The sequence below is a fragment of the Nonlabens arenilitoris genome (genome assembly GCF_002954765.1).
Classification (GTDB): Bacteria; Bacteroidota; Bacteroidia; order Flavobacteriales; family Flavobacteriaceae; genus Nonlabens; species Nonlabens arenilitoris.
The window spans coordinates 94,007-111,698 of sequence record NZ_MTPW01000001.1 but is presented as its reverse complement, the minus strand read 5'-3'; the positions used below and the strand labels follow the sequence as shown (position 1 = coordinate 111,698).

The following is a 17,692-nucleotide window of genomic DNA, read 5'->3' as shown; positions in this document are numbered from 1 at the left end:
AATATGAATAAGCTATTGGTAATTGTGGTGTTGTTGAATTTCGCTTTCGCGAAAGCGCAAACCTATTCCTCAAAAATCATCCCTAATAACACCATGTTATTAAAAGGATATGTAGGTAAATATCCTATAACAATGTACGTTGAAAGAGTAGGTTATTGTGAGTATGAACAAGAATTTACAGGTTGGTATAAATATGACAATAGCACAGAGTCTATTCCTATACTTTTCTATTATTCTGTCTACCCTGAAGAAGAATCTTTTAAAATTTATGCCAAATATGATGGTGATTTTGAAACAGAAGTTGATGATGAATATGTCTGTCAAGTGTTGAGCTATGATGAAGTTTTTGAATCTAAAACTGATACAGGGCTATTTGTAGACCTTACTTGGCAAAAGGCAGGTTCTACTAAAACACTCGATGTCAAATTTAATGGTAATCCGCAACAGATGTTGTGGAGTCTAGGCGATCAAAATGTGTATCTAACCTATGACGATAAAGAAGTCTTAGATATAGGCGCATTAGGATATGAATACGCTTATGAAATTGATATTCTAGGTCACAAAACAGTTGATGATGTAACGCATTTGTTGATAAGTATTATAGAACCATCAAAACCAGGTAGTGCTGGTCGCGGAATGTGCGGCGCAGGAGATGAGATTTACATCCTATACTTGCAACTAGACGACCAGTTTAAACTAATATATAGTGATGCAGAAAAGGAACAAAGTTGCTTTCAGTACTTAGAGGAATCTCCTGTAGAGTACGACATTGCATTTCCAGAAAAAGGTTTTACTCGATTGAATTAACTCACTTCTTCACCGTGCTGGCTAACATCTAGTCCGCGTTCTTCCTGATCGTCTCTTACTCTTATAGGAATCAAAATATCAACCAGTTTATAGAATAACAAACTACCACCGAAGGTAAATACAGAAACTCCTATAAGCGCTATAATATGCCACATAAAGGTTTCCGTCTCACCATGTACAAGTCCAACATCTTTTGCAAAAACAGCAGTTAGAATCATACCTACTATTCCGCCAACTCCATGACTAGGGAAAACGTCTAGTGTATCGTCAATACCAGTTTTAGAAAATAATGAAATGGCGATATTACTAGTAATAGCTGTAGCAAATCCAATAAATATACTTTGTGAAATAGTAACAAAACCTGCAGCAGGTGTAATGGCAACTAGTCCGACAATAGCACCGATACATGCGCCTACAGCGCTCATTTTACGATTAGAGAAACGTTCGTAAAACATCCATGTGATCATTGCGGTGGCACTAGCAATATTTGTGTTTGCAAAGGCTATGGCGGCATCTGCATTTGCGGCTAGTGCACTACCAGCATTAAAACCAAACCATCCAAACCAAAGCAATCCAGTTCCTAAAATGATATAAGGCACATTTGCTGGATCGTGTGTGATTTTTTTGCGTTTCCCTAAATAAACTGCTCCTGCAAGTGCTGCAAATCCAGCGCTCATATGAACAACCGTTCCACCTGCAAAGTCTAATACTCCTAAATTGCGTAATAATCCATCTGGATGCCATGTCATGTGAGCTAGTGGTGTGTAAATGAATAGCGTAAACAAGACCATAAATAGAATATAACTTCTAAATCGCACACGCTCGGCAAAACTACCGGTTATTAAAGCTGGTGTGATGATGGCAAATTTTAATTGAAATAAAGCAAAAACTAAAAAAGGAACGGTTCCAGCAAAATCAGGATTAGGAGCAAGACCTACATTTTTAAAATTGAAATAAGTCATTGGATTTCCTATGATTCCATAATAGCTTTCTCCAAAGGCAAGTGAGAAACCTACAATTACCCATAGTATACTTACCACGCCTAGTGCTACAAAACTTTGTAACATGGTAGATATCATTGATTTTTTATTCACCATACCGCCATAGAAAAAGGCAAGTCCTGGAGTCATTAATAATACAAATGCTGAAGCGATTAACATCCATGCGGTATCGCCACTGTCAATGGCGCTCATATCACCATTTTCTGTATATGGATTGCTAAACGTTAAACTGATAAGTACTAAAACAGCTAAAACAATAAAATTAACCTTCTTGCCCATTTGAAAATTTTTAAATTATTTTTCAAATATAGGGTATGTGTTTTAAAATTATATAAAATTTATAGTTTGACCCTATAAAATTAGGGGTTAATATTTTTTAAAATGTAATAAATGATGTTGTTACGGTAATGTTTTTGGGGTATATCGGTAAAAATTACAGTTGAGTGTTTCAGTGGGTTTATTTGGATTTCATGAGTTTGATGAAAACATACCCAAAAAACAGCAGGAATAGAAAGTCATTTAAACCATAGATAGAGTAAAAAATTCCAGCAATTACATCTTTATCATACACCTCTTGAACACTATTATTTGAAAACCAATATCCATAAGCAATGACGTAGCATAGTTTTTCAAGAGCAAATACACCAACAAGCCATTTCACTTTATCAAAAACTTTAGCTACTGCTATAAAAGCAAGACCCCAAACCATAATCATAACAAGTCCAAAATAAGACATCACTACCGGATCTGTTTCTGGAATAACGTCATTGGTAAAGCCTTTTGAGAAAAATAGAATTCCTAAGGTGTTCATGATTCCTGAAAGTACGAATCCTTTTGTAATGATTGATTTGGTCATATTATATTATAAACTGATTGAATTAAATCTCATAAACCACGTCGACTCCTTTATCAATTTTACCTTCTTTAAAGTAGAAATCAATACGGCCCAAGTTGATTCCATAGCAACCTACCTGATTGACCATGACATCTTTTCCTGAGGCATTTTTAACGATTTCTGGTGCGTCTAGAAATGTGTGTGTATGACCACCTATGATAAGGTCTATACCTGATGTGGCTGCGGCAAGTGATAGGTCAGATACTCGATCACCTCTATAAGAGTAGCCTAAATGCGACATGCAAATTACTAGATCACATTTTTCTGTTTCTCGCAAGGTTTTAATTTGATCTTTTGCGACTTCAATAGGGTCGTTATAAACAGTTTCCTTATACATTTTTGGATCTACTAATCCATCTAGTTTTATTCCTACACCAAATAGCCCGATGCGCACACCATCCTTAACTATAACTTTATGAGGTTTAGTATGTCCATCCATGATGGTGTTTGAGAAGTCATAATTAGAGATCACAAAGTCAAAATCGGCATGCGGTAGTTGTTTGTAAAGACCTTCAATACTGTTATCAAAATCATGATTTCCTATAGTTGCAGCATCATAACCCATCATAGACATTAACTTGATCTCTAGCTCGCCACCATAGAAATTGAAATAGGGCGTGCCTTGAAAGATATCACCACAGTCTAGTAATAGTGTATTTGGGTTTTCTGAACGTACCTTGTTAATAATTGCTGCTCTACGAGCAACACCACCACGTCCATCATTACGACCACCAGAAATAGGTTCTATATGAGAATGCGTATCGTTAGTGTGTAAGATCGTGATTTTCTTAGTTCCAGGCTCTAATTCTGGTCCTGTAAAAATACCACTAGCAAGAGCATAGTTAGACCATAAAGCCGCACCAGCTACCATTCCAGCACTTGTGTTGCGTATAAATTTTCTTCTTTCCATTTTCTTGCTTATTAATCTAAAACCTCAAATCGGTTGTCTCGTTCAAATTTTATGGTATCCACTTTCTTAAAGTAATCAATGACAGCATTACGTATTTTATAATCAATCTTCATCATTGGAGCGCCTTTGAAAAAACTCATGTCATCTCCGCCATTATAGAGATAGTCATTAGTAGCCACGATATAGGTTCTGTCTTTATCTAACGGTTGATTTTGAATGGTTATCTCATTTACACTATCATCTGCATTTAAAATAATTTTCATTCCATCAAATGGATGCGCTCTTTTGCGATCAATCAGGTAATTAATTAGTTCATTCATTTGATCACCAGATAATTCAGCAATAGTGATCTCGTTGTCAAAAGGCATGATTTCATAAGCTCTTCTCATGGTTACAGGTCCTGCAGGCATTCCTGCTCTAATACCACCATGATTAAGTAAAACTATATCTATGTTTTTGCCTGTTCTTGATTTATAAATAGGCTCACCTTGCTCACGTACAATTGTAGCTAGCATATTACCAATTGGTGTATTGTATTTATAATCATTTTTATTCATTGAGACTGGATTGAAGCTTAGCTGTTCATCCATTTGAGCGTCCAGTGATTTTTTAAATGGTGTTATATAAGCCTCAATTTGAGCGACACTTTGTAAGGTGCTGTCTATATGTGTTTGTGTACTAGTTACTTTGGTGAGGTATAAATGATCTGATTTGCAAGAGGTTGTGATTAATATCGCTTTCGCGAAAGCGAGATATAAAAAAGCCTTTCCCAGACGCTTATATATAGATGTTTTCATGTCCTATTGTGCTACATTTGTACAGTTAGTAAAAGTACATGATTTTTAACGGAATTAAGCGCCGCTGGTTGCGCAAAGAACTGCAAAGATTACAAAAAGAGCTAGAGAGACCATCGATAAAATGGCCAGAATCTCTTGTAGTAATATTTGATGGTCAATATCATAATGACATGAGTCCGTTTTATAACTGGGCAAATGAATTAAATATTAAAAAGGACAATGTTACTTTTATTGCTTTTGTAAGCGATAAGAAAAAATCGACCATTGACGAGGCGCATCTTATAGATCGTAAGTTGATCAAATGGTCTGGAGGTATTACTGATTCAGAAACAAAGAAATTGCTGAGTAAATCTTTTGATCTTCAAATTAATCATTTTAATAAAGAAAATGATTTGCTAGAGTATGTAAGCCTAGCCTTACCGTCTAGTTTAAAGGTAGCTTATGGTGGTGATAAAGAGTCACTATTTGATTTATCTATAGGTGTAGAGATTAATGATTATAAAGGCTTGATAGCAGAATTAAAGAAATATTTAAAAATATTAACTCAATAAAATGCAAGATTTAATAGGAACTGGTGTAGCGCTTATTACACCTTTTACAGCGACTGGTGAAGTAGATCACAGCGCATTAGAACAAGTGGTGAACTTTCAAATTGATAACGGTATAGATTATCTAGTAGTGCTGGGTACTACAGGGGAAAGTGCGACTTTAACCACTGATGAGAAAAATGCAGTAAAATCTACTATTACCAAAGCAAATGCAGGAAGATTGCCTATGGTACTAGGAATAGGTGGTAGTAATACTGCAGCTGTTGTGGATGAAATTAATAACACAGATTTAAGTGATTATGTTGCCATTTTATCTGTTTCTCCTGCTTATAATAAGCCAACACAAGAAGGGATTTACCAGCATTTTAAGGCTGTAGCAACTGCAACAGATAAGCCTATTATTTTGTATAATGTGCCTGGGAGAACTGCTTCTAACATGGCGGTTGAAACAGTGGTACGTCTTGCTCATGATTTTGAAAATATAGTAGGAATTAAAGAAGCAGCTGGCGATATCGTACAGGCAATGAAATTAATACAATATACTCCTAAAGATTTCTTAGTAATATCAGGTGATGATATGATTACGTTACCTATGGTATTAGCCGGTGGAGCTGGTGTTATTTCTGTGATAGGTCAAGGATTACCACAAGGCTTTAGTGACATGGTGCGTTATGGATTGAATGGTGATGTAGAAGAAGCTTATGAGTTACATTATAAAATAGCGTCAAGTATAGATTTAATTTTTGAACAAGGTAATCCTGGCGGAATTAAAGCCTTGATGGCACATCTAGGATTAATTAAAGAGAATCTAAGGTTGCCATTAGTGCCTGTAAATAATGATTTAAAGTCTAGGATAGAGGCTTTTATGAATCAGTATGTGGCTTAAGCCTTTATTAATAACCTAGAGTATTATACGACATTTCAATTATATACGTTAGTTGCATAGACAACAAAGAAAATATGTATAAAAATTGTACTTTTGCAAACCATTTAAAACTGAGTATGAAAAACTATATTGTTTTACTTCTTATAGCGATTATGGCGGTAAGCTGTGGACCTTATCAGACAGCGTTAAAATCTACTGATAACGAGGTAAAGCTAGCTATGATTGATACACTTCTTAAAAGAGAGAAGTATAGCAAAGCTGTTAATCTTTTTGATCAAATCATACCGCAGTATAGAGGTACAGATAAGGCAGAAGCATTGTCTATTAAATACGCACAAGCTTTATATGAAACTAGGGATTATCCTAACAGTGCTTATCAATATGAGCGTTTTGTGCAATCACATCCTACAAGTGATAATAGAGAATATGCTGCTTTTATGGGAGCAAAAAGTCACTATCACATGTCTGCAGTTTATTCTAAAAGTCAGGTGAATACAGATAGAGCTTTAGCAAAGTTACAGGACTACATCAATTTATATCCAGATGGTGAATATGCAGAAGAAGCAAATAAATTAGTGTCTGAGTTGAGGTTTAAACTAGACCGTAAGGCATATGAAATTGCAAAAAATTACCATCATCGCAGTAGGTTCATTCCAGCAATAAAGAGTTTTGAGAATTTTATCATTCAGCATCCAGGATCAGAATTTATGGATGACGCGCAGTTTTACCTTATAGATTCACAGTATTTGTATGCTATGAAGAGTAGAGAAGAGCTGATTCCAGAAAGATTAGAGCTTGCTACAAAATATTATAATACCTTTGTCTCTCGTTTTCCGGCTAGTGAGTATCGCGAGGATGCAGATGAGATTATGGAAAACATCAACGATTACAAAATAAAGAATAACATCTAATTTCAGTTATGGATACTAAAAACATAAAAGCGCCAGCAAGTACTATTACTTATAACAGGGATCAATTAACTAATCCTACTGGTAATATGTACGAGGCTATTTCAATCATAGCAAAGCGTGCTGAACAAATTAATACCGATGTAAAGGAAGAGCTTATTGAAAAGCTTGAGGAATTTGCTACTTACAATGACTCTCTTGAAGAAGTTTTTGAGAATAAAGAGCAAATTGAAGTGTCTAAATTCTATGAGCGTTTACCTAAGCCTCACCAGATAGCTGTTCAAGAATGGTTAGACGGTAAGATTTATTTTAGAGATACCTCTAAATCAGAATAGTACTTTTATGATGTCAGTTTTAAGTGGTAAAAATATATTGCTAGGTATTACTGGTGGTATTGCTGCTTATAAAACAACTTACCTTGTGCGCCTGCTTATTAAAGCAGGCGCCACTGTTAAGGTAGTAATGACTCCTTCTTCTAAAGAGTTTGTTACTCCATTAACACTTTCTACCTTATCAAAAAATCCTGTCTTATCATCTTTTACAAATGATGATGATGAAAATGATACCTGGAACAATCATGTTGATCTAGGTTTATGGGCAGATTATATGATTATTGCACCGGCAACGGCAAATACCATAAGTAAAATGGTGTCGGGAAATATTGATAATTTCTTATTGGCTGTTTATTGTAGTGCAAAGTGTCCAGTTTATTTTGCGCCAGCTATGGATCTGGATATGTTTAAACATCCTTCTACTCTGCAAAATTTTAAACAACTAGCCAGTTATGGTAATAAAATGGTACCTGCCGGGACAGGTGAATTAGCTAGTGGTTTGATAGGTGAAGGACGTATGGCTGAACCTGAAGATATTATTTCTTTTATTGAAAAAGACATCGAATCACAACTGCCTTTTAAGGGAAAAATATGCTTGATAACGGCTGGGCCTACTTATGAAGCTATTGATCCTGTAAGATTTATAGGAAATCATAGTAGCGGTAAAATGGGAGCAGCTCTGGCTATGGAGATGGCCTCTAAAGGTGCGCAGGTTATATTAATTATGGGACCTAGTCATGTCGTGACAGATCATCATTTAATTCAAAGGGTAGATGTGAAAACTGCTCAACAAATGTATGATTGCGTTCATAGTCATATTGAAAGAGTAGATTATGCTATCTTTAGTGCTGCTGTTGCTGATTATAGACCTATTAATCCTGCTAGTCAGAAAATAAAAAAGAAAACGGATACGTTATCGATAGAGCTAGTAAAGAATCCAGATATTTTGGCGAGTGTAGGCTCTATGAATAAGCGACCGTTTTTAGTTGGATTTGCTTTAGAAACTGAAAATGAGTTAGAACACGCTTTCGCGAAAGCTAAAAAGAAAAACACCGATCTGCTAGTATTAAATTCTACACGTGATAAAGGTGCGGGATTTGGTAAAGACACAAATAAAATAACACTTATTGATAGGGATCAAAACACCATTGATTTTGATACAAAACCTAAAACTGAAGTGGCTAAAGATATTGTTGATGAAATTATTAAAAGAGTTCTTTAAGGTAATACCGTTATTTATTTTGCTATGTGTGAGCGCTGCTCAAGCACAAGAGTTTAATGCAGTGGTGCAAGTAAATGCACAAAATGTAGCGCAACCAGATCAAACCATTTTTAGAACTCTAGAAACCTCTATGCAAGAGTTTATCAATAATACTAAGTGGACCCAGCAAGATTATAGAGACGAAGAAAAGATTAATTGTTCAATTGTTTTTGTGATTACTGATTATGATAATGATCGATTTAAAGGTAACATGCAGATTTCTCTTTCTAGACCTGTATACAATTCATCTTATTCATCTCCTATATTTAATTTTAAAGATTCAAATATTGAATTTGAGTATCTAGAGTTTGCTCCGTTTTTCTATAACGCAAATCAATATGAGAATAATTTAACATCATTAATTTCATTTTACATTTATACCATGTTAGGTATCGATGGTGATACTTTTTCACTCAATGGTGGTCAACAGTATCATGTAGAAGCGCAGCGCATTGTGAGTCTTGCACAACAAAGTAATTCAGTAGGGTGGAAAGCTACAGATGGGCAAGGGACACGTTTTCAACTTAATGACGATATGCTTTCTCAAACATTTAAAGAGTATCGTGAAGTGCTTTATGGCTACCACAGTAAAGGTATGGATACTTTTGCTGATGATCAAAAGAAGGCTAAATTGCTCATCAGTGCCGAAATTTTAAAATTGAAAGCGCTGAACAGTCGCAGACCTAATAGTTTAATACAACGACTGTTTTTTGATGCAAAGGCAGATGAGATAGTAAGCATATTTTCAGGAGGTCCGGCTGTTGATGTAAGGGATCTTAAAAACGCACTTCAACAATTAGCGCCTAATCAGTCTTCAAAATGGCGTAACATTAAAGTCTAGAGCTTTGGTAAGACGTTTAAAATTATCTAGATTTAAACATTGTAACGTAGTATGGTTAATGTACTGCTTAATGTCTTAAAATCAATTGCTTAAACATATACATATTGAGAATTTTGCTCTGATCGATAGCCTCGATTTGGACTTGAACAACGAGCTTACCATGATTACAGGTGAGACCGGTGCTGGTAAATCTATATTATTAGGAGCTCTAGGTCTAGTTCAAGGTAAGAGAGCAGATTTAAGTGCTGTGAGAGATACGACACGTAAATGTGTTGTAGAGGCTCAGATAGATATGGCTCATTTGTCATTAAATGAATTATTGGAGTCTCATGATCTAGATGTAGAGCCCATTTGCTTTTTAAGGCGTGAGATATTACCGTCTGGTAAAAGTCGTGCATTTATTAATGATACGCCAGTTACTCTTTCTACGATGAGTGAGGTAGGTAATCGTCTTATTGATATTCATTCTCAACATCAAACTTTACAACTAGCTTCAGATGATTTTCAAATTGATGTCTTGCAATCGTTTGTTAACAAGCTTACCGAAAATGATAAAGAGTCAGCTTCTTTATTATTAAAGTCGTTTCAAACAGAATGGAGTCAATACAGTTCATTGAAAAGCCAGCTTAATAAATGGATAGAAGAGGAACAAAATCTATCTAAAGAATCAGATTATAATAATTTCTTATTAGAAGAATTAGAAAGTGCTCAACTAGATAATGTTGATATAACAGCATTAGAACAAGAAAATGAACAATTAAGTAATGTTGAAGAGATACAACTAGTCTTACAAGAGTTTCAATCCTTAATGGAGCAGGATGATAATGGTTTACTTGATCAATTGAGGTTACTGAAAACTAGATTTTCTCAAATCTCAAAATACGATCCTAGTTTTGAAAACGCTAATCAACGTCTTAACACCACATTGTTAGAGTTAGAGGATTTAAGTGAAGAAATGTCCCGTAAAGCAGATGCCGTTGAAGCAGATCCAGCTAGATTAGAGATCATTAATCAACGTCTTAATCTAGTTGAACAATTGTTGAAAAAGCACCATCAAGAAGATGTTTCTGGGCTTATTGCTTTAAGGGATGAGTTAGCAGATAAGGTTTTTACTACACAAAGTATCTCAAAAAAAATTAAACAAACAAAAGCTCAGTTAGAAGTTGCTCATCAATCTTTAGTACAGTTAGGAGATAAGATTCATCAACAACGTGTTCAACAAGCTGCCTTATTAGAGAAAGAGGTGCTTGTTACCATCAAGCAACTAGGAATGCCTGATGCGTTATTTAAAGTTAATATTGAAAAAACAAATAGTTTTAATCATTACGGTATGGATGAAGTCGAATTCAGGTTTACCGCAAATAAAGGAACTACATTGTTACCATTAAATAAAGCAGCCTCAGGTGGTGAGTTGTCTAGATTGATGCTGGCTATTAAATCTTTGTTATCTAATTATAAGAATTTACCAACAATCATTTTTGACGAGATTGATACAGGGGTAAGTGGTGCTATTGCAGAGAAGATGGCGATTATCATGCAGCAAATGAGTGTAAGTTTACAAGTTATTACCATTACTCACTTGCCGCAAATAGCAAGTGCAGGTAACGATCATTTAGTAGTTAGAAAAGCAGTTAAAAATGAGCAAACAATTTCAAACATTTACAGACTAACTAAAGAAGAAAGAGTAGAAGAAATCGCGCAAATGTTAAGCGGTGGTAAAATATCTGATGCCGCAAGAGAAAATGCACGTGTATTACTTCAATAAGAATTTTATATTTGTCACTTATATTTAAGATATGTCATACAACTTACTAAAAGGAAAAAGAGGAATTATATTTGGCGCACTAGATGAGAATTCTATTGCCTGGAAAACAGCTGAGCTTGCTCATGCCGAAGGTGCAACCTTTGTACTTACTAATGCTCCTATCGCCATGCGCATGGGGACTATTAATGAGTTAGCAGAGAAAACAGGTAGTCAAATCATACCAGCTGACGCTACTAGTCTTGAAGATCTTGAAAATCTAGTGTCTCAATCAGTAGAAATACTAGGTGGTAAATTGGACTTTGTTTTACACTCTATAGGAATGTCTGTAAACGTTAGAAAGGGAAAAGCTTATACAGATCAAAATTATGACTGGACTCAAAAAGGCTGGGATGTAAGTGCCGTTTCTTTTCATAAGGTAATGCAAACATTGTACAAGCAAGACGCAATGAGTGAATGGGGTAGTATTCTAGCGTTAACTTATATGGCGGCGCAAAGAACTTTTCCTGACTATAATGATATGGCAGACAATAAAGCCTATCTAGAGTCCATAGCTAGAAGTTTTGGGTACTTCTTTGGAAAAGATAAAAAGGTACGTGTAAATACAATATCACAATCTCCTACACCTACCACTGCTGGTCAAGGTGTTAAAGGTTTTGATGGTTTTATAAGCTATGCCGAAAAAATGAGTCCTTTAGGTAATGCTACTGCTCAAGAATGTGCAGAGTATTCTATAACTTTATTTTCAGATTATACTAAAAAGGTCACAATGCAAAACTTATTCCATGATGGTGGGTTTTCTAATACAGGAGTAAGCCAGGAAGTTATTGAGAAGTTTTAGGTAACTATCTTGGTCATTAAAAAAAAAGCCTCTGTTTTTGCAGAGGCTTTTTTTATTACGCTTTCGCGAAAGCGTAATTGCATAAATTAATATGTAGATATACTTTTCTACAACTTTCAAAATTTAACAGTGTTAATTGAATGTAAAATATTATATTCGACAATATTAAAACAAACTACTAACTCATGTTAAAAAAACTACTCTCAATTACGTTGTTTTTTGCTTTTGCATTAGCATCAGCACAATGTAATTACTCTCTAGAAATGAGAGACGCATTCGGTGACGGATGGGGAAATGGTGCACAAATGACGGTGACCATTAATGGTACACCAGCAGTGTATACAGTCCCTAATCCACCAGGAAATCAAAATACGGTATCTCTAACAGTAAATGATGGTGATACGTTAGTTTTGGATTATATCGCAGATGCGGTTACACCTGGTGATAATGAATTTACTCTTTTTGACTCAGAAGGTATAATTGTAATTGATTCTGGGTTTTCTCCTGCGACAGGTAATTATTTTAATGGAACAGCCTCATGTCCTACTTGTCCTGCGGTAACTAATATAACTGTTAACAATGTTGTTGCTGATGGTGCTGAAATTGGTTGGACACAAGTAGGAACTGAAGTTGAATGGGAAATTGAAGTAGGTCCACCTGGATTTACTGTAGGAAGTGGAGTAACTAGTACAGCTACTACAAATCCAGCAACTGTTTCAGGTTTAAGTGCTATAACTGATTACGACGTTTATGTAAGAGCAAAATGTTCTGCGACAGACTTAAGTAATTCTCAAGGACCAGCAAGTTTTACAACTACAGAATCTTGTCCTACACCTTCTAATTTTTCTCCTGTAACTCAAACAGCCACGAGTGTTTCGTTTATTTGGGATGCAAATGGAAATCCTAATACTATTGCAGATATTGAATACGGACCTACTGGTTTTACTCAAGGTTCAGGTACAACAGTGCAGCAATTCACAGCGCCATTTGCAGATGTAACTGGTCTAGCTGCAAATACAACTTATGATTTTTATGTGCGTATTGATTGTGGTATGGGTGATTTTAGCCTTTGGGCTGGTCCGTATACTGCGACTACATCTCAGTCATGTCCAAATATTTCAGGAATTACATTTTCTAATGTAAGTCAAACATCGGTTGATGTTGCGTGGACTGCAGGTGGTGCAGAGACAGAATGGAGTATAGAATATGGTCCAGCAGGATTTGTTGCGGGAACAGGTACTACAGTTTTGTCAATGTCTAATAATCCGTTTACACTTACAGGGCTATCGTCTGGTGTGAATTATGATGTTTGTGTAACAGCAGTTTGTGGTCCTATGGACTTATCTACTCCAGTTTGCGCAAGCGTTTTAACTCCTGCAGATTATTGTGCAGGTGATTTACTAGTAGACTCTGGTGGAGTAGCAGGTGATTATGGCGCAAGTGAGAACTTTACTTACACTGTGTGTCCAGATAATGCTGGTGATGTGGTTTATGTAGATTTTACAGCATTTGAATTAGAAACTTCTTTTGCAGGCTGTTGGGATAGTTTAACAGTATATGATGGGCCAGACACAACATCACCTACAATTAATCCACCAGGTGGAGGAACTGAATGGTGTTGGGATGCAGGTTCAGGTACGGGAGATTTAGTTCAAGAATTATTAATAGGTAAATTACCATCTGGTTGTTTGACATTTGTTTTTGAATCAGATGGTGGTGGACAACGAGCAGGTTTTGAAGCAGCCGTTACTTGTGCAGCTCCACCTACTTGTCCAGTTGTATTTGATCAAATGATTAATTTATCAACAGCTACATCAATAGATATTTCTTGGACTGCTGGTGGTGCAGAAACTGAATGGCGAGTTGAATATGGTGCTCCAGGATTTGTAATTGGTTCTGGAACTTTAGTGACGCCTAATCCAACAACGGCTAATGCTTCTATTTCAGCTTTAACTAGTGACACAGATTATGATATTTATATTACCGCTATATGTGGACCTGGTGATGAATCTATACCGGTATTAATTTCTGGTTCAACGACCAAAGATTATTGTGCTGGAGATACTTTTACTGATGCTGGTGGCACCACTGCTGGATATAATCCTAGCGAGAACACTACTTATACAATATGTCCAGACAATGCTGGAGATGTCGTTTATGTAGATTTCACAGCTTTTGATACTGAAGAGAGAGGATTTTCAAATGATTGTTATGATGGGCTAACTGTTTATGCTGGTCCAGATGATACTTTCCCAGTAATCAGTCCTCCTAATGGAGTAGGTGATGTCTGGTGTTGGGATCCTTCAGTTACTTCAGGATTTGCGGGTACAGGAGATCTTACTCAAGTTATGTTAATAGGGACGTTACCTTCAGGATGTATCACTTTTGTATTTACTTCTGATGGTTCTGTTCAAGAATCTGGTTGGGAAGCGGCGGTAACATGTGCTGCACCACCAGCTTGTCCAGTTCCTAGCGCGTTTACTGTTGACTCAACTACTAGTGATTCTATAAACTTATCATGGACCGCAGGATCAACTGAAACGGAATGGGACATAGAGTACGGTCCAGTAGGATTTACTCCAGGTACAGGTACAATTGTAACCGTTACAACTAACCCATATGCAGTTACTGGTCTTACAGACAACACTGAATTTGATTTCTATATAACAGGAAACTGTAGTGCTACTAATGTAAGTGCTCAAGTCGGTCCGTTAGCAGGCCGTACAACTTGTCTTGCTTTTGCAGTGCCGTTCTCAGAAGGATTTAATTCTACAAGTTCAACTCAAGATTGCTGGACTGTAGTAGATGCAAATGGTGATGGAGATGCTTGGGATATGAATTATGGGTCAAACCCAAGTGAAGGTGACGAAGTAGCTGCTATTAATACTGATTTTAACGGTGGAGCAGATGATGATTATTTAATTTCACCGGCAATTACCTTAACAGGAAATGAAAGAGTACGTTATGACTATCGAGTAGAAAGTACTGGTGAGCCTAATGATATGGAGGTTTTAATTTCAACAGGAACAAATGCGATTGCAGATTTCACAACTCAAATATTACCGGTGACTAATTTTGCTAACGTTACTTATATGACAGAAACTATTGATTTGTCAGCTTACACTGGTGATGTGTATATCGCATGGAGAATTCCACCAGGAACAACAGATGGATGGAGAATGTATATTGATAATGTCAGATTTGAAAACATTCCTGATTGTGACGAGCCTCTTATGCTAGATGCAACAAGTATTACCACTACTACAGCAGACATTTCTTGGACAGAACAAGGAGCTTCTACGGTTTGGGAAATCGAGTACGGTCCAGTAGGCTTTGTTCCTGGTCAAGGAACAGGGACAGTGGTGTCAGCAGTTGGAACTAATCCGTATACATTAACTGGTTTAATGCCTAATCAATGTTATGATTATTATGTACGATCTGATTGTGGAACTGGAGGATTTAGTCCATGGTCGGCAACAGGAACTTTCTGTACAGCTTGTGTCGCATTTAATGTTCCTTTTCAAGAAGGTTTTAATACAGCAAGTACAACAGAGCAGTGTTGGACAGTGCTAGATGCAAATGGAGATGGTGATCAATGGAATATTGATTATAGCACTAATCCATTTGAAGGTGATCAAGTAGCAGCAATAACAACAGATTTTAATGGTGGTGCAGATGATGATTATTTAATCTCTCCACAATTAAATTTAACTGGTGCGCAGCGTTTGAAATATCAATATCGAGTACAAAGTGCTGGTGAGCCTAACAATATGGAGGTATTGCTTTCTACCACAGGTTCAAATGCAGCAGATTTTACCAATACCTTACTACCAGTAACATTATTCAGTAATGTAACCTATATAGAAGAAATTATTGACTTATCTGCATATACAGGACCGGTTTACATCGCATTTAGAATTCCGCCTTCTACCACTGATGGATGGAGAATGTTTATTGATGACGTTATAGTTGAAGATCAACCAGCATGTCCAGATCCTTTAATGGTCGCAATTGATTCATTTACTAATGATTCAGCTACGGTCTCTTGGACGGCAGAACCACTTGCAACTGCAGTAAATGTAGAGTATGGAGTTTGTGGATTTACACCAGGTACAGGTACTACAGTTGTTGCAACTGGAAATCCATATACAATTACAGGTTTAACAGATAATACTTGTTATGACGTTTATATAACATTTGATTGTTCAGGTGCTGCTAGTGTTGCTTCTGATGTGAGATCGTTCACAACGGTATGTAATCCTTTAATCGCTCCTTATACAGAGGATTTTGAAATGTTTACAACAACAACAAGTGGATTCCCTGGTACAGCAGATTTCTTCAATATTGAAAATTGCTGGTCTGCAACAAATACAGCTGCTTTAGGCTGGGTTGCTGCGCCATCTACTTTAACAGCATCTGGAGGAACAGGTCCTGCACCTGCAATCAATACAGGAAATTATATGTATGTTGAAACGTCGAGTGGTGTTCCTGGCGAAATAGCAGAATTATACTCTCCTATTGTAGATATATCTAGTTTGACTAATCCAGCATTGACATTCTCCTACCACATGTTTGGTGTTAATATGGGGAATTTACATGTAGATGTTAATGATGGAACAGGTTATGTTAATGACGTATTGGTTATTAATGGACAACAGCAGCTTGCTGAAGGTGATGCATATTTAACTTCAACATTAGGGTTAACTCCTTACGGTGGTGGTACTGTACAAATAAGATTTAGAGGTGAGCGTGGTGCTGGTTTTGAATCAGATATAGCCATTGATAACTTTATTATTGAAGAATTTACAGGCTGTCTAGCACCTAATTCTCTTACGGTTAATTCTGTTACTGCAACAGGTGTTGATTTTGGATGGAATGCCGGTGGTACTGAAACTGCTTGGGAATATGTTGTTCAAGCAGCTGGTACAGGAATTCCTTCTGCTGTAGGTACAGCAGTAACGGCAACTAGTGCTGTTGAATCTGGACTAACTGCTGTGACTCCATATGAGATTTATGTAAGAGCTGATTGTGGAATGGGTAATCTAAGCGAATGGGTTGGGCCACTCAACTTCACGACACCTTGTGATGTGTTCCCAACACCTTATGGTTCTTTAACAGGAGCTGCAGGTAATGACTTTACAACATTCCCAGGATCATGTTGGGAAGAAGGTGATGGTACTGATGTTGCTACTGGACCTAACGGTAATAATGGTGACTGGCAAACTGATGATTTTGCAAACCTGACTACAGGATCTAATGGAGCTGCTGCCAGAATTAATATCTGGAATACAGCACCTATCAATGATTGGTTAGTGACTCCTGATTTTGATCTAGGATCAACTGGTCATAATATGAGTGCTTTATTTGATATCGCGTTGACTGAATTTGGTGATGATAATGGAATACAAACTAATCTAGGATCAGATGATCAAGTTCAATTCTTAATATCTGATAATGGTGGGATTACTTGGACAGCGCTTCAAGTTTGGGATAACAATTCAGTGATCTCGCCTGCTGGTCAAAACATTCAAGTTGATTTGTCAGCATATTCAGGTGTAGTTAGAATGGCTTTCTGGGGTACTAACGGTACTGCTCCGGATGCAGAGGATAATGATTTCTTTGTTGATAATTTTATAATTGATGCTACGGCTAGTAATGGAGACGCTTTCGCGAAAGCAGATCTCAAATTATTCCCTAACCCTTCAACAGGTTTAGTAAATATCGATGGATCGATTTCAATAGAAAGTGTTACAATTACAAACTTATTAGGACAACAATTAAAGACAATTATTATCAACCATGAGAGTGCTATAATTGATATATCAGATTTAGCAACTGGTTTATATTTATTTGAAGTTAAATCAGGTTCTAACACTACAACAGTGAGAGTTGTTAAAAAGTAA

General features: G+C 36.4%; 14 protein-coding genes. 10 read left to right on the top strand and 4 right to left on the bottom strand.

Annotated elements, in window-relative coordinates; all coding sequences use genetic code 11:
- The first annotated feature begins 3 nt into the window (after positions 1-3).
- On the top strand, positions 4-807 hold the full coding sequence (locus BST92_RS00475) for a hypothetical protein (protein WP_105069694.1): 804 nt from the start codon (positions 4-6) through the stop codon (positions 805-807).
- Here the strand turns inward: BST92_RS00475 and BST92_RS00470 are convergent.
- The 4 genes from BST92_RS00470 to BST92_RS00455 form a co-directional block, all read right to left on the bottom strand.
- The gene (locus BST92_RS00470; RefSeq protein WP_105069693.1) at positions 804-2,087 is read right to left on the bottom strand and encodes an ammonium transporter; all 1,284 of its coding nucleotides are present in this window, start codon (positions 2,085-2,087) and stop codon (positions 804-806) included. The two genes, BST92_RS00475 and BST92_RS00470, sit on opposite strands and share 4 nt — an antisense overlap.
- Positions 2,088-2,265: 178 nt before the next feature.
- On the bottom strand, positions 2,266-2,664 hold the full coding sequence (locus BST92_RS00465) for a hypothetical protein (protein ID WP_105069692.1): 399 nt from the start codon (positions 2,662-2,664) through the stop codon (positions 2,266-2,268).
- Between the two features lie 22 nt (positions 2,665-2,686).
- Positions 2,687-3,613 (bottom strand): bifunctional metallophosphatase/5'-nucleotidase, encoded by a 927-nt coding sequence (locus BST92_RS00460; protein WP_105069691.1) that lies wholly within the window; start codon positions 3,611-3,613, stop codon positions 2,687-2,689.
- 11 nt (positions 3,614-3,624) lie between these two features.
- Positions 3,625-4,410 (bottom strand): 5'-nucleotidase C-terminal domain-containing protein, encoded by a 786-nt coding sequence (locus tag BST92_RS00455; RefSeq protein ID WP_105069690.1) that lies wholly within the window; start codon positions 4,408-4,410, stop codon positions 3,625-3,627.
- 38 nt (positions 4,411-4,448) lie between these two features.
- On the opposite strand from BST92_RS00455, the gene BST92_RS00450 reads away from it, so the two are divergent.
- The 9 genes from BST92_RS00450 (at position 4,449) to BST92_RS00410 (ending at position 17,692) form a co-directional block, all read left to right on the top strand.
- Positions 4,449-4,961, top strand: coding sequence for a DUF6913 domain-containing protein (locus BST92_RS00450; protein ID WP_105069689.1), 513 nt, complete (start codon positions 4,449-4,451; stop codon positions 4,959-4,961).
- A gap of 1 nt (position 4,962) precedes the next feature.
- Positions 4,963-5,844 carry a 4-hydroxy-tetrahydrodipicolinate synthase gene (gene dapA, locus BST92_RS00445; RefSeq protein ID WP_105069688.1) on the top strand — a complete coding sequence of 294 codons (882 nt, stop codon included), beginning with the start codon at positions 4,963-4,965 and terminating at the stop codon, positions 5,842-5,844.
- Positions 5,845-5,960: 116 nt separating this feature from the next.
- Positions 5,961-6,755: an outer membrane protein assembly factor BamD gene (locus BST92_RS00440; RefSeq protein WP_105069687.1), complete on the top strand. Its 795-nt coding sequence runs from the start codon at positions 5,961-5,963 to the stop codon at positions 6,753-6,755.
- Between the two features lie 8 nt (positions 6,756-6,763).
- A complete protein-coding gene (locus BST92_RS00435; RefSeq protein WP_105069686.1) occupies positions 6,764-7,087 on the top strand; it encodes a DNA-directed RNA polymerase subunit omega in 324 nt (107 codons plus the stop codon).
- Positions 7,088-7,097: 10 nt separating this feature from the next.
- Entirely contained in the window at positions 7,098-8,306 is a 1,209-nt protein-coding gene (gene coaBC / locus BST92_RS00430) for a bifunctional phosphopantothenoylcysteine decarboxylase/phosphopantothenate--cysteine ligase CoaBC (protein WP_170061766.1), read from the top strand.
- Positions 8,281-9,186, top strand: a complete 906-nt coding sequence (porD, locus tag BST92_RS00425) for a type IX secretion system protein PorD (RefSeq protein ID WP_105069684.1) — start codon at positions 8,281-8,283, stop codon at positions 9,184-9,186. The genes coaBC and porD overlap by 26 nt, the downstream gene beginning before the upstream one ends.
- A gap of 85 nt (positions 9,187-9,271) precedes the next feature.
- Positions 9,272-10,951: a DNA repair protein RecN gene (gene recN, locus BST92_RS00420; RefSeq protein ID WP_105069683.1), complete on the top strand. Its 1,680-nt coding sequence runs from the start codon at positions 9,272-9,274 to the stop codon at positions 10,949-10,951.
- A 31-nt stretch (positions 10,952-10,982) separates the two neighbouring features.
- Complete coding sequence (locus BST92_RS00415; RefSeq protein WP_105069682.1) at positions 10,983-11,789, top strand: enoyl-ACP reductase FabI; 807 nt, start codon at positions 10,983-10,985, stop codon at positions 11,787-11,789.
- A gap of 263 nt (positions 11,790-12,052) precedes the next feature.
- Positions 12,053-17,692: a T9SS-dependent choice-of-anchor J family protein gene (locus BST92_RS00410; RefSeq protein ID WP_245910821.1), complete on the top strand. Its 5,640-nt coding sequence runs from the start codon at positions 12,053-12,055 to the stop codon at positions 17,690-17,692.

What these genes read in the sequence shown, in the direction of transcription:
- dapA (WP_105069688.1), top strand. Translation starts at nt 4,963, where the DNA reads ATGCAAGATTTAATAGGAACTGGTGTAGCGCTTATTACACCTTTTACA.
- BST92_RS00435 (WP_105069686.1), top strand. Translation starts at nt 6,764, where the DNA reads ATGGATACTAAAAACATAAAAGCGCCAGCAAGTACTATTACTTATAAC.
- coaBC (WP_170061766.1), top strand. Translation starts at nt 7,098, where the DNA reads ATGTCAGTTTTAAGTGGTAAAAATATATTGCTAGGTATTACTGGTGGT.
- BST92_RS00415 (WP_105069682.1), top strand. Translation starts at nt 10,983, where the DNA reads ATGTCATACAACTTACTAAAAGGAAAAAGAGGAATTATATTTGGCGCA.
- BST92_RS00465 (WP_105069692.1), bottom strand. Translation starts at nt 2,664, where the DNA reads ATGACCAAATCAATCATTACAAAAGGATTCGTACTTTCAGGAATCATG.
- BST92_RS00410 (WP_245910821.1), top strand. Translation starts at nt 12,053, where the DNA reads ATGAGAGACGCATTCGGTGACGGATGGGGAAATGGTGCACAAATGACG.
- BST92_RS00460 (WP_105069691.1), bottom strand. Translation starts at nt 3,613, where the DNA reads ATGGAAAGAAGAAAATTTATACGCAACACAAGTGCTGGAATGGTAGCT.
- BST92_RS00455 (WP_105069690.1), bottom strand. Translation starts at nt 4,410, where the DNA reads ATGAAAACATCTATATATAAGCGTCTGGGAAAGGCTTTTTTATATCTC.
- BST92_RS00450 (WP_105069689.1), top strand. Translation starts at nt 4,449, where the DNA reads ATGATTTTTAACGGAATTAAGCGCCGCTGGTTGCGCAAAGAACTGCAA.
- BST92_RS00475 (WP_105069694.1), top strand. Translation starts at nt 4, where the DNA reads ATGAATAAGCTATTGGTAATTGTGGTGTTGTTGAATTTCGCTTTCGCG.
- BST92_RS00440 (WP_105069687.1), top strand. Translation starts at nt 5,961, where the DNA reads ATGAAAAACTATATTGTTTTACTTCTTATAGCGATTATGGCGGTAAGC.
- porD (WP_105069684.1), top strand. Translation starts at nt 8,281, where the DNA reads ATGAAATTATTAAAAGAGTTCTTTAAGGTAATACCGTTATTTATTTTG.
- BST92_RS00470 (WP_105069693.1), bottom strand. Translation starts at nt 2,087, where the DNA reads ATGGGCAAGAAGGTTAATTTTATTGTTTTAGCTGTTTTAGTACTTATC.